Genomic DNA, 12138 nt, shown 5'->3' on the forward strand with positions numbered 1-12138 from the left:
CTCCGCCCCGTCACACCGACGCGGCGCGAGCGGTCAGGGTGGTGACGGAGCACGAGGAGAGGAGCCCCCACGATGGCCGGTGACAGCGAGTACCTCGCGGCGCGGTTCGAGGAGAAGCGCGGGCATCTGCGGGCGGTGGCCCGGCGGATGCTCGGCTCGGCGGACGAGGCGGAGCACGCGCTGCGGGAGGCGTGGCTGCGCATCGACCGTGAAGAAGGGGCGGACAGCGGCGAGAGGTACCAGGTGGGCGGCTGGCTGACCAGCGTCGTCGCCCGGGTCTGCCTGGAGCGGTTGCGCGCCCGCACGCACGGGAGGGCGCCGGACGCGGGGCCCGAGCGCGAGGTGCTGCTCGCGGATCCGGTGGGGCTCGCGCTGCTCGTCGTACTGGAGCAACTGGAGCCCACCGAGCGGATGTCGTACGTGCTGCACGACATGTTCGGGCTGCCCTTCGAGGAGATCGCGCCGATCGTGGAGCGCAGCCCGGACGCCGCCCGCGAGCTGGCGGGCCGGGCCCGGTGGCGGGTGCGGGGCGGGGCGCCGGCGGCGCGGCCCCTCCCGGTGGTTGCGGCTTGCGGGGCGCCGGCGGGGCAGGAGGAGATCGTCGCGGCCTTCCTCGCCGCCGCCCGCGACGGCAGCTTCGAGGGCCTGGTCGCCGTTCTCGACCCGCAGGTCGTGCTGCGCGTGGACCGTGCGGAGACGGCGCTGGGCGCGGGGGCGGTGGCCCGGCAGGCGCTCACCTTCCAGCGGCTGGCCCCGTACGCGCGGCCCGCGCTGGTCGGCGGCGTTCCGGGGATCGTCACCGTGCCGCCCGGGGGCAGGGCGGTGGCGGCCATGGGTTTCACGGTGGGCGACGGCCGTATCGTCGCCATGGACGTCCTGGCGGATCCGGCCCGGCTGGCCCGCCTGGACTTCACCCTTTCGCACACTGAGGAATGAGCCATTTGACGACCCTTGTGGAACAACTGCGCGCGGCGGGCTGCGTCTTCGCGGAGGAGGAGGCGGAACTCCTCGCCGCGGCCGCGCGTGACGACGGCCATCTGGCGGAGCTGGCGGCCCGCCGGGTCGGCGGTGAACCGCTGGAACACGTGGTGGGCTGGGCGGAGTTCTGCGGACTGCGCATGGAGGTGGGCGCGGGGGCCTTCGTACCGCGCCGGCGTACGGAGTTCCTGGTGCGGGAGGCGGTGGCGCTGGCCCGGCCCGGGGCGGTCGTACTGGACCTGTGCTGCGGGGTCGGCGCCCTGGGCGCGGCGGTGGCGGCGCGGGTGCCGGGCGGGGTGGAGCTGCACGCGGCGGACGTCGACCCGGCGGCGCTGGCGTACGCGCGGCGCAACGTGGCCCCGTACGGCGGCAGCGTGTGGGAGGGCGACCTGTACGGGCCGCTCCCGGCGTCCCTGCGGGGCCGGGTGGACGTGCTGGTGGTCAACGCCCCGTACGTGCCGACGGGGGAGATCGGGTTCATGCCGTCGGAGGCGCGGGACCACGAGCCGCTCGTCTCCCTGGACGGGGGTGCGGACGGCCTGGACGTCCACCGCCGGGTCGCGGCGGGGGCCCTGCCCTGGCTGGCGCCGGGCGGGCACCTGCTGATCGAGACGAGCGCCCGCCAGTGCCCGTCGACGGCCGGGGCCCTGACCGCGGGGGGTCTGAAGACCCGGGTGGCCGCCTCGGAGGAGTTCTGCGCGACGGTGGTGATCGCGGCCGCGTGACGGGCTGACGCCCCTCGGGGGTGGGAGATGTTGCAAGCGGCTGCTTGCAATAGTTAGCACCGTCGGGCAGGATGGAGCCATGGCATCGCTCAACGTCGGAAACCTCGGCGAGTACCTCCGTGAGCAGCGTCGGCAGGCCCAGCTTTCGCTGCGGCAGCTGGCCGACGCGGCGGGGGTGTCGAATCCGTACCTGAGCCAGATCGAGCGCGGGCTGCGCAAGCCGAGCGCGGACATCCTCCAGCAGCTGGCCAAGGCGCTGCGGATCTCCGCGGAGACGCTGTACGTGCAGGCCGGGATCCTGGACGAGCGGGACCGGGACGAGGTGGAGACGCGGGCCGTCATCCTCGCCGACCCGTCCATCAACGAGCGGCAGAAGCAGGTGCTGCTCCAGATCTACGAGTCGTTCCGCAAGGAGAACGCACTCGACGCGCCGGCCGGCGAAGCCGATGAGATGCCGCCGAAGACGACGAACTGAACTTGATCCGGGAGGACCACCACATGGCCATCGCCGATGACCTGAAGAAGACCCTCACCGACCCGACGCCGCTCTACTTCGCCGCCGGCACCGCCGACCTGGCCGTGCAGCAGGCCAGGAAGGTGCCGGGGCTCATCGAGCAGCTGCGTGCCGAGGCCCCCGCGCGCATCGAGGCCGTGAAGAACACCGACCCGAAGGTCGTGCAGGAGAAGGCGAAGGAAGCGGCCAGGGAGGCGCAGGAGGCCGTCACCGCCAAGGTCGCCGAGGTGCTCGGCGCGATCGACCCGAAGAAGCTCGGGGAGACCGCGCAGGACCTGGCGCTGCGCGGCGTCGGTGTGGCCGCGGAGTACGCGGTCCGCGCCAAGGAGACGTACGACAAGGTCGCCGAGCACGGCGAGCAGGCCGTGCGGGCCTGGCGGGGCGAGGTCTCCGAGGAGATCGTCGAGATCGCGGTCGCGGTCGAACCGAAGGCCGAGTCGGCCGCCGAAGCGGAGTCCAAGGCCGAGTCGGAGGCCGCGCCCGAGGCCGCGCCGGCCGGCGCCGAGGAGAAGCCGGCGGCCAAGAAGCCGACCGCGCGCCGCACCACGGCCAAGAAGACCGCTGCCGCGGCGGCCGACGAGAGCTGATCAGCATGGACCACACCGGGCCGGGCACCCTGAGGGTGTCCGGCTCGCTGTGCCGGTAGCGTGGAAGCAAGAGGACGACGTACGAGAAGGCGGTCGACGCGATGCTGATGAACGGGTTCGATAACGGGGTGCTCCCGTTGCTCGGGTTCGCCATGCTGGCGCTCGCCGTCGTGGCGTTCGTGCTCGCGCTGGTGGCGCGCGAGGACGCCTACCGGGCGGCCGACAAGCAGACCAAGACCTTCTGGCTGGTGATCCTCGGCATCACCGTGCTGGTGGACGCCTTCCTGGGGATGCTCTTCCTGGAGATCGCCGGTCTGGTCGCGACCATCGTGTTCTTCGTCGACGTGCGCCCCGCCCTCAAGCAGGTCTCGGGCGGCGGGCGGCGCAGCGGCGGCAGCAGCAGTGACGGGCCGTACGGGCCCTACAACGGCGGGCGGTAGCCCCCGCACGGGCGCCGGGGTCAGCCCTCGGCGCGGGAGAGCAGGACCACGGCCACGTCGTCGGTGAGCTCGCCGCCGTTGAGGCGGCGGGCCTCGGTCACGGAGGCCTCCAGCAGGCCCTCGCCGCTCAGGCCGCGGTCCAGGTGGCGGTTGATCATCTCGACCATGCCGTCCTGCCCGAGGCGCTCCTTGCCCTCGCCGATCCGGCCCTCGATCAGGCCGTCCGTGTAGAGCATCAGGCTCCACGTGCCGCCCAGCTCGACCTGGCGGCGGGGCCAGCGGGCCCTGGGCAGCAGTCCGAGCGCCGGGCCGCTGTTCTCGTACGGGAGCAGGCGCGCGGGGCGGCCGGGCCTGGAGATCAGCGGGGCCGGGTGACCGGCCAGGCAGAGGCCGGCGCGGCGGCCGTCGGGGGAGATGTCGACCGTGCACAGCGTCGCGAAGATCTCGTCGCAGGGGCGCTCGACCTCCAGGACCTCCTGGAGGGTCGCCAGCAGGTCGTCCCCGCACAGGCCCGCCAGGGTCAGGGCGCGCCAGGCGATGCGCAGCTCGACGCCGAGGGCCGCTTCGTCGGGGCCGTGGCCGCAGACGTCGCCGATCATGGCGTGGACGGTGCCGTCGGGGGTGCGGACGGTGTCGTAGAAGTCGCCGCCGAGCAGGGCCCGGCTGCGGCCGGGGCGGTAGCGGGCGGCGAACCGGAGGTCGGAGCCCTCCAGGAGCGGCGTGGGGAGCAGGCCGCGTTCCAGGCGGGCGTTCTCCTGGGCCCGCAGTTTCGATTCTGCAAGCTTGTACTGGGCGATGTCGGCCCGTTTTCTCTCCACGGCGTAGCGGATGGCGCGGCTCAGCAGCCGGCCGTCCAGCTCGTCCCGGAAGAGGAAGTCCTGGGCGCCGACCCGCACGGCTTCGGCGGCGCGTTCGGCGTCGGCCTCGGCGGTCAGCACGAGGACGGCGTGGCGCGGGGCCATGCGGAGCACCTGGCGGAGGGCGGTCAGCTGGTCGACGGCGGTGCCGTCGGTGCCGGCCGCCGTGCGGGCGACGCCCGTGTCCGGGAGGGACAGGTCGAGCAGGATGCAGTGCACGTCCGGGGTGAGCAGGCGTGCGGCCTCGGTGAGGTTGCGGGCGGTGCGCAGGCGGATGCGGTGGCCGTCGGCGTCGAGGATCTCGGGGACGGTGAGGCCGCCCGCCGGGTCGTCCTCGATGACCAGGAGGGTGAGCGGGGTGCCGTGGGGCGCGGTGGGGGTGGCGGCCGGCAGGGCGGTGGTGGGCAGAACGGCCTGACCGCTCTCCGGGGCGGGGATGTCCCTCTGCCGCGGTACGGGTACGGGCATCGTCTCCGGTTCCTTCCCTCCCCCCGGGGGTGCGCTCGTCCGGGCGACCCTAGCGGGCCCGGACCCGCGAACGGAATGCCGTTCCTTGCCGGGGCCTCCGGCATATGCCCTTATCGCGGGGGAAAATCGGCCTCACTGGATGACCAACGTCACGGCGGGGTCGACTCCCGTCCCGCCTACCGAGACGTCCACCACCGCCCTTTGGTTGCCCCGGCGTCCGCCGGGGGTGGGGACGGGGTGGGGTGTCGGCCGGGACCAAAACGAGATGAATTCGGCGCAAGCTCCCGCCCGGCAGGGCAACCCCGGAACGGGCGCCGAACATCGAAGCCCGTCCCGGACGACACCCCACCCCGGCACCGCCCCCGTCCCCGCAGCGGCGCCGCACGAGGGCGAGCCACCCCGAAGCGGCGGAGCGACCCCGCAGGGGCTACGCGTCCGGGCGGACCACCGCCTTGATCGGCATCGAGCCCGCGCCCGCCATCGTCACGTTGCGGCCCGGCCGCGGGGCGTGGACCATCGCGCCGTCGCCCACGTACATGGCGACGTGGCTCGCGTCGTCGAAGTAGATGATCAGGTCACCCGGCCGCATGTCCTTCACCGCGATCTTCGGCAGCAGCCGCAGCTGCTCCTGCGAGGTGCGCGGGATGGCGCGCCCCGCCGCCAGCCAGGCCTGGGAGGTCAGACCGGAGCAGTCGAACGAGCCCGGGCCCTCGGCGCCCCAGACGTACGGCTTGCCGATCTGGGCGGTGGCGTACTGCACGGCCCGCTTGCCGGCCTCCGTCGCCTTGCCGTTGACGTCCTTCAGCGCACCCGACGACAGCCACGCCGTCTGCGCCTTGTACTGCGCTTCCTGCTCCAGCTGGATCAGCCGGGCCTTCTCCTCGGCCTCGAGCTTGCTCTCCAGCTCCTCCGCCGCCTTGATCTTCTGCTCGATCTGCTTCTTCGCGTCCTCCTGCTTGACGCGATTGGCCTCCAGCGTCGCCCAGCGGGCACTCGCGTCCGCCGCGTAGCGCTTCAAGTCGTTCTGGGTGCGGTCGAGTTCGGTCAGCAGGTCCGAGGCGGCCTTCTCGCCCTGGCGCAACCGGCCCGCCCCGTCGAGGAACCGGCCCGGATCCTCGCTCAACGCCAGCTTCGCGCCCGCCGGGAGCCCGCCCGAGCGGTACTGGGCGCGCGCGGCGGCGCCCGCGCGGCTCTTCAGGGTGGTGATCCGCTCCTGGCCGGCGACGACCAGCTTGGCGATCTCGACGATCTTCTCCGACTGGGCCTTGGTCTCGGCCTCGGCGAGGTTGTAGGCGTCGGTGGCGGCGCCCGCCTGGTGGTAGAGGTCCTCTATCTCCTTGCGGACCTGCTCCAGGGACTTGGCGCCCGGCTCCGGCGCCGGAGCGGCCGGCGCACCGGGAGCGGCCGGCGCCGCGTGCGCGATGCCCGTCGCGAGGCCGGGTGCCGTCAGTATCGCCATCGCGCAGAGCAGTACGAGAGCGCTTGCACCCCGTCGACGCCTCTCGGCCCCCATGGTTCCCCCAGCCATCCCGAGCCCCGAGCCGGACCGCGCTCCGCATCAGAACTCTGCATCAGATCTGACTATTCATCAGTAACTTGTCTTTGCCATCGGGATGGTGCCACGAGTCGGTGAATTCCAACACCCTTGTGGATGGCGTCCCGATCTTGTCCGCCCCATCGGACGCCACCGGATCACCCGTCAGGAAGCCCACCGGCCCCCGCCGCCCCACCCCGACGACTCAACGGGCCGCCCCCGCCCCCGGTTCCCCACCGCGCCGGATTCACCCCGACGGGCGCAACGCCTCCCAGCGCACGGTCAGTTCGCCCTGCCGCCACCGCCCCGGCCCGTCCGCCAGCGGCCAGTCGCCCGACAGGGACCGCGCCGTCCGGATCCAGCGCTGCCGCGCCCCGTACGAGGCGTACGGGGCGGCCGCCGCCCACGCCCGGTCGAAGTCCCGCAGGAAGGCGTGCACCGGCTCGCCCGGAACGTTGCGGTGGATCAGCGCCTTCGGCAGCCGCTCCGCCAGGTCCGAGGGGCGCTCCAGGGAGCCCAGCCGGGTCGCGAAGGTCACCGTGCGCGCCCCCTCCGGCCCGAGCGCCACCCACACGTGCCGCCGCCCGATCTCGTCGCAGGTGCCCTCCACCAGCAGCCCCTCCGGGGCCAGCCGCGCGCAGAGCCGCGCCCACACCTGCGCGACCTGCTCCTCGTCGTACTGGCGCAGGACGTTCGCCGCGCGGATCAGCGCCGGCCGCTCGCCGCCCTCCAGGGGCACCTCGAAGCCGCCGTGCCGGAAGCTCAGCCCCTCCCGCTCGTACGGCTTCGCCCCCGCGACCCGCGCGGGCTCGATCTCGATGCCGACCACCCGCACCCGCGGCGCCGCCTCCCGCAGCCGCGCCAGCAGCTCGACCGCCGTCCAGGGCGCCGCCCCGTAGCCGAGGTCGACCGCGACCGGCGCCTGCGCCCGCCGCAGCGCGGCGCCGTGCGTGGCGGCGATCCAGCGGTCCATGCGGCGCAGGCGGTTCGGGTTCGTCGTCCCGCGCGTCACCGAGCCCACGGGGCGCACGGAGGCGCGGCTCGGGGTCGGGGTGCTGCGGGAGGCCATGAGCCGAGAGTAAGCGGAGGGCCCTCGCCGAATAAAAATCCGGCAAACGGAGGAGAAAACCGGCCACCCCGGAATGCGGGGGACCGCCATCCGGGTTGCACTCCTTGCAGGGCGCCGACCGCGCTCCTGTCGGCATGCCGTGCGCCCGCTCACGTCACACGGCATCCGGTGTGTCCGTGTCCGGTGTACCCGAAGGCCGGCCGACGTCCGAGCGGCCAGTCCGAGCGGCTTGTCCGAGCGAGAGGAACTGCTCCCTTGAGCCAGTACGTGTCCCGCCTCGGCGGCAGCATCAGCGGCCGGCTCGCCGCCGCCCGCGCCACCCGCCACGAACCGCCCCGGCTGCGCCTGCCCGCCGTGGGCCACCACCGCAAGCCCCGCCGCGTGGCCATGCTCAGCGTGCACACCTCGCCGCTGCACCAGCCCGGTACCGGCGACGCCGGCGGGATGAACGTCTACATCGTGGAGCTGGCCAAGCGCCTCGCCGCGATCAACGTCGAGGTCGAGATCTTCACCCGGGCCACCACCGGCGGGCTGCCCCCCGCCGTCGAGCTGGCCCCCGGGGTCCTCGTACGGCACGTGGACGCCGGCCCGTACGAAGGCCTCGCCAAGGAGGAGCTCCCCGCCCAGCTGTGCGCCTTCACCCACGGCGTGATGCAGGCCTGGGCCGGCCACCGCCCCGGCTACTACGACCTGGTCCACTCCCACTACTGGCTCTCCGGGCACGTCGGCTGGCTCGCCGCCGAGCGCTGGGGCGTCCCGCTCGTGCACGCCATGCACACCATGGCCAAGGTCAAGAACGCCGCGCTGGCCGAGGGGGACACCCCCGAGCCCGCCGCCCGCGTCATCGGCGAGACCCAGATCGTGTCCGCCGCCGACCGGCTCATCGCGAACACCGCCGAAGAGGCCGACGAGCTCGTACGGCACTACGAGGCCGACCCCGGCAAGGTGGCCGTCGTCCACCCCGGCGTGAACCTCGACCGCTTCACCGTCGGCGACGGCCGCGCCGCCGCCCGCGCCCGCCTCGGGCTGCCGCAGGACGCCGTCATCCCGCTCTTCGCGGGGCGGATCCAGCCCCTCAAGGCCCCCGACGTGCTGCTGCGCGCCGTCGCCGTGCTCGTCGACCAGGACCCCTCGCTGCGCGGGCGCCTCTTCGTCCCCGTCGTCGGCGGGCCCAGCGGCAGCGGCCTCGCCAAGCCGGAGGGCCTGCAGAAGCTCGCCGCGAAGCTCGGCATCGCGGATCTCGTGCACTTCCACCCGCCGGTGGCGCAGGACGGGCTCGCGGACTGGTTCCGGGCGGCGTCCGTGCTGGTCATGCCCTCGTACAGCGAGTCCTTCGGGCTCGTCGCCATAGAGGCCCAGGCCAGCGGCACGCCGGTGCTCGCCGCCGAGGTCGGCGGGCTGCCGGTCGCCGTGAACGACGGGGTCACGGGGATCCTCGTACCCGGGCACGACCCGGTGGACTACGCGCGCGAGCTGCGCCGCTTCGTGGACGAGCCGGGGCTCGCCGACCGGATGGGGGCCGAGGCCGCGCGGCACGCGCAGTTCTTCGGCTGGGACACCGCCGCGAGCGGCACGGCGGACGTCTACACCGCCGCCATGCATGATCATCGCCGTCGCGTACGCTCCCACCATGGCTGACGCTGACACCGACACCTCCGCGATCATCGAGGGCGTCCTGACCGGCTCGGAGCTGAGCTGGGAGAGCCCCGAGCCGGGCTCGTACGTCGTCCAGCTCCCCGGCACCCGCAAGCTGAGCACCACCTGCTCGCTGCGGGTCGGCCGGCATTCGCTGTCGGTCAACGCGTTCGTGATCCGGCACCCCGACGAGAACGAGGCCGGCGTCCACCGGTGGCTGCTGGAGCGCAACCTGAAGCTGTACGGGATGGCGTACGCGGTGGACCGGCTCGGGGACGTCTACCTGACGGCGCGGCTGCCGCTGTCGGTGGTGAACGCGGAGGACCTGGACCGGCTGCTGGGCACGATCCTGGAGGCGGCGGACGGGGCGTTCAACACGCTGCTGGAACTGGGCTTCGCCGGTGCGATCCGGCGGGAGTACGAGTGGCGGGTGTCCCGCGGGGAGCCGACCTACAACCTGGACGCCTTCAAGCACCTGACGCAGCCGTCCTGACTGCCCTGCGGGCAGTCCGGCCCTACGCCTCGGCGGCAGCCGGGAGCGGGGAGCCGGCCGTGCCGGACTCCGAAGCCGGGGCCGGAGCCGGAGCCGGGGCCTGGTCCGTGGCCGAACCCTCGGGGAGGTTCCGCATCAGGAGCCAGTAGCCGGTCCCCGCCGCCGTGCCCAGGAGGGCGGTGGTGCCCCAGAGCCAGCCCGCGCCGAACCGGTCGATGACCGCGCCCGCCAGCAGGGGGGCCACCAGGGAGGCCACCGCCCACGACAGCGTGTACATGCCCTGGTAGCGGCCGCGCCCGTGCAGCGGGGAGAGGCGGGCGACCAGGCTCATCTGGGTCGGCGAGTTGATGATCTCCGCCAGGGTCCAGACGCAGACGGTCAGCGCGAGCACCCCGATCGAGCCGCCGAAGGCCGTGAGCCCGAAGCCGTACCCCGCCAGCAGTGCCGAGATCACCAGCAGCTTCTGCGGGTCGCGGTGCTCGATGAACCGGGTGACCGGGATCTGCAGCAGCACGATCAGGAGCCCGTTCACGGCGATGACCAGCCCGTAGTCACCGGTGGTGAAGCCCGCGGTGCCCATGGCCAGTGGCAGCCCGAACGACCCCTGCATGAAGATCAGCGAGATCAGGAACGACAGCCCGACCACACCCATGTAGCGCCCGTCGCGCAGCACCGTGCCCAGGCTGACCTCCGCCTCGGCGGCCGCGTGCGCCGCGTCGCCCTTCTCGGGCCGGGACTCGGGCAGCTTGACGTACACGAGCACCGCGCAGACCAGCGTCAGCGCCGCCTCGCCCAGGAAGCCCGCCAGGTAGCTGTACTGGGCCACGAACCCGGCGACCGCCGCCGAGACGGCGAAGCCGAGGTTGATCGCCCAGTAGTTGAGCGCGAAGGCCCGGACCCGGTCCTCGGGGCGGACGATGTCCGCCATCATCGCCTGCACCGCCGGCCGCGACGCGTTCGAGGTCATGCCGACCAGCAGCGCGACCGCCGCGATGGCCGCCGGGTGCTGCATGAAGCCCAGCAGCGCGACGGAGAGCGCGGTCGAGGCCTGCGCGGCCATCAGCGTGGGCCGCCGCCCGAGCCGGTCGGTCATCACACCGGCGACGAGCGAGGAGATCACACCGCCGAGCCCGTGGAGGGCGACCACAAGTCCCGCGAAGGAGGCCGAGTAGCCCCGGTCCACGGTCAGGTACAAGGTCATGAACGTGGCGACGAAGGCCCCGAGCCGGTTGACGAGCGTGCTCGTCCACAGCCACCAGAACTCGCGGGGCAGCCCCGACACGCTCTCCCGGGCGGCCCGTCTCAGACTGGCAACGGACATAAGGAATCCCCCCGAGCGTGTAAGTGTCCCTCCGGCTCTCCGCACATTACGAGCGGAGGTCTTCCGGCGCCACTCAATTGACGCGCGCCGTCAATCGGCGGGGACGTGGACCGCGCGCGGGCGGCCCGGCGCGTCCATTAGGCTCGTACGCATGGCCGACGCACCGTACAAGCTGATCCTCCTCCGCCACGGCGAGAGCGAGTGGAACGCGAAGAACCTGTTCACCGGCTGGGTGGACGTCAATCTCAACGAGAAGGGCGAGAAGGAGGCGGTCCGCGGCGGTGAGCTGCTCAAGGACGCCGGCCTGCTCCCCGACGTCGTGCACACCTCGCTCCAGAAGCGCGCGATCCGCACCGCGCAGATGGCGCTCGAGGCCGCCGACCGCCACTGGATCCCGGTCCACCGCTCCTGGCGCCTGAACGAGCGCCACTACGGTGCCCTGCAGGGCAAGGACAAGGCCCAGACCCTCGCCGAGTTCGGCGAGGAGCAGTTCATGCTGTGGCGCCGCTCGTACGACACCCCGCCGCCGGCCCTCGAGGACGGTACGGAGTTCTCGCAGTCCGAGGACCCGCGCTACGCCTCGATCCCGCCGGAGCTGCGCCCGCGCACCGAGTGCCTCAAGGACGTCGTCGTCCGCATGCTCCCGTACTGGTACGACTCGATCGTCCCGGACCTCCTCGACGGCCACACCGTCCTGGTCGCCGCGCACGGCAACAGCCTCCGCGCGCTGGTCAAGCACCTGGACGGCATCTCCGACGCCGACATCGCGGGCCTGAACATCCCGACCGGCATCCCGCTCTCCTACGAGCTGGACGCCGACTTCAAGCCGGTCAACCCGGGCGGCACCTACCTCGACCCGGAGGCCGCCGCGGCCGCCATCGAGGCCGTCAAGAACCAGGGCAAGAAGAAGTAAGAAGAGAGATCAAGCCCCTGACCTGCGCACATGGCGCGGGTCAGGGGCCCTCTTTTGTCTCGGGGGCATCGCCGGTCGGCTAGCGCTTGGCGGCCTCGCGTTGTTCCGGGGTGACGCACAGGGTGTCGCCGTCGAAGCTGTCCCGCCAGACGTAGCCCGGGCTGCACGTGCTCGGCCCGTAGGCGCCGCCGCCGGGCTGGCGGTGGGGGTTCGCGTCGTGGGCCGCCTGGCGCCATTCCGGGGGGACGCACAGGGTGTCGCCGTCATAGCTGTCCTGCCAGACGTAGCCCTGCTTGCAGGAGTTCGGCCCGTAGGCGCCGTTGGGGTCGCGGTGGTCGTCGCCGCCGCTGCCGCCACGGGTGCCAGGGATGCTGTCCCAATAGGGGTCGTCGTCCGGAGGTGTGTCGGAGCGGACACCCAAGGCTGCGGGCCGGGTCTCCGGAGCAGCCGCCGCCGATGCCGGCAGCGCGATGGCTCCGGAGACGAAGGCGGCCGAGGTGATCGCCATCGCGAGGCGGGCGCCCCGTCGCTTGGAGTGAGCGGCGGCCGGGGTGCGAAGGGCGTAGGACATGAATGCTCCTTGACGGTTGTGCCTGGCGGGAGG

General features: G+C 73.1%; 13 protein-coding genes. 8 read left to right on the forward strand and 5 right to left on the reverse strand.

What is annotated here, in order from left to right:
• Nucleotides 1-72 precede the first annotated feature (72 nt).
• From ACFTXQ_RS21330 to ACFTXQ_RS21350, 5 genes are all read left to right on the forward strand, one after another.
• Nucleotides 73-936: a sigma factor-like helix-turn-helix DNA-binding protein gene (locus ACFTXQ_RS21330; protein WP_382642968.1), complete on the forward strand. Its 864-nt coding sequence runs from the start codon at nt 73-75 to the stop codon at nt 934-936.
• The gene (locus ACFTXQ_RS21335; protein WP_382642970.1) at nt 933-1703 is read left to right on the forward strand and encodes a putative protein N(5)-glutamine methyltransferase; all 771 of its coding nucleotides are present in this window, start codon (nt 933-935) and stop codon (nt 1701-1703) included. Before ACFTXQ_RS21330 ends, ACFTXQ_RS21335 begins: the two co-directional genes overlap by 4 nt.
• A 79-nt stretch (nt 1704-1782) precedes the next feature.
• Nucleotides 1783-2178 carry a helix-turn-helix domain-containing protein gene (locus tag ACFTXQ_RS21340; protein ID WP_382642972.1) on the forward strand — a complete coding sequence of 132 codons (396 nt, stop codon included), beginning with the start codon at nt 1783-1785 and terminating at the stop codon, nt 2176-2178.
• 23 nt (nt 2179-2201) lie between these two features.
• Entirely contained in the window at nt 2202-2804 is a 603-nt protein-coding gene (locus tag ACFTXQ_RS21345; RefSeq protein WP_382642974.1) for a hypothetical protein, read from the forward strand.
• Between the two features lie 101 nt (nt 2805-2905).
• Nucleotides 2906-3244 (forward strand): DUF2516 family protein, encoded by a 339-nt coding sequence (locus tag ACFTXQ_RS21350; protein WP_382642976.1) that lies wholly within the window; start codon nt 2906-2908, stop codon nt 3242-3244.
• Between the two features lie 20 nt (nt 3245-3264).
• Here the strand turns inward: ACFTXQ_RS21350 and ACFTXQ_RS21355 are convergent, their stop codons facing one another.
• The 3 genes from ACFTXQ_RS21355 to ACFTXQ_RS21365 form a co-directional block, all read right to left on the reverse strand.
• A complete protein-coding gene (locus ACFTXQ_RS21355; RefSeq protein WP_382642978.1) occupies nt 3265-4569 on the reverse strand; it encodes a PP2C family protein-serine/threonine phosphatase in 1305 nt (434 codons plus the stop codon).
• 427 nt (nt 4570-4996) lie between these two features.
• Nucleotides 4997-6028: an NlpC/P60 family protein gene (locus ACFTXQ_RS21360; RefSeq protein WP_382642980.1), complete on the reverse strand. Its 1032-nt coding sequence runs from the start codon at nt 6026-6028 to the stop codon at nt 4997-4999.
• A gap of 322 nt (nt 6029-6350) precedes the next feature.
• Nucleotides 6351-7172 carry a class I SAM-dependent methyltransferase gene (locus ACFTXQ_RS21365; RefSeq protein WP_382642982.1) on the reverse strand — a complete coding sequence of 274 codons (822 nt, stop codon included), beginning with the start codon at nt 7170-7172 and terminating at the stop codon, nt 6351-6353.
• A 255-nt stretch (nt 7173-7427) separates the two neighbouring features.
• On the opposite strand from ACFTXQ_RS21365, the gene mshA reads away from it, so the two are divergent.
• Together mshA and ACFTXQ_RS21375 are read left to right on the forward strand one after the other, a co-directional pair.
• Nucleotides 7428-8810 carry a D-inositol-3-phosphate glycosyltransferase gene (gene mshA, locus ACFTXQ_RS21370; protein WP_382642984.1) on the forward strand — a complete coding sequence of 461 codons (1383 nt, stop codon included), beginning with the start codon at nt 7428-7430 and terminating at the stop codon, nt 8808-8810.
• The gene (locus ACFTXQ_RS21375; protein ID WP_382642986.1) at nt 8803-9300 is read left to right on the forward strand and encodes a YbjN domain-containing protein; all 498 of its coding nucleotides are present in this window, start codon (nt 8803-8805) and stop codon (nt 9298-9300) included. The genes mshA and ACFTXQ_RS21375 overlap by 8 nt, the downstream gene beginning before the upstream one ends.
• A 22-nt stretch (nt 9301-9322) precedes the next feature.
• On the opposite strand, the gene ACFTXQ_RS21380 is transcribed toward ACFTXQ_RS21375, so the two are convergent.
• Nucleotides 9323-10621 (reverse strand): MDR family MFS transporter, encoded by a 1299-nt coding sequence (locus ACFTXQ_RS21380; protein ID WP_382642988.1) that lies wholly within the window; start codon nt 10619-10621, stop codon nt 9323-9325.
• A gap of 151 nt (nt 10622-10772) precedes the next feature.
• Between ACFTXQ_RS21380 and ACFTXQ_RS21385 the strand changes: the two genes are divergently transcribed.
• On the forward strand, nt 10773-11534 hold the full coding sequence (locus ACFTXQ_RS21385) for a phosphoglyceromutase (protein ID WP_382642990.1): 762 nt from the start codon (nt 10773-10775) through the stop codon (nt 11532-11534).
• A 79-nt stretch (nt 11535-11613) separates the two neighbouring features.
• Here the strand turns inward: ACFTXQ_RS21385 and ACFTXQ_RS21390 are convergent, their stop codons facing one another.
• On the reverse strand, nt 11614-12105 hold the full coding sequence (locus ACFTXQ_RS21390) for a hypothetical protein (protein ID WP_382642992.1): 492 nt from the start codon (nt 12103-12105) through the stop codon (nt 11614-11616).
• Nucleotides 12106-12138 lie beyond the last annotated feature (33 nt).

Origin of the sequence: Streptomyces sp. NPDC057010 (genome assembly GCF_042673805.1) — a bacterium.
Lineage (GTDB): Bacteria > Actinomycetota > Actinomycetes > Streptomycetales > Streptomycetaceae > Streptomyces.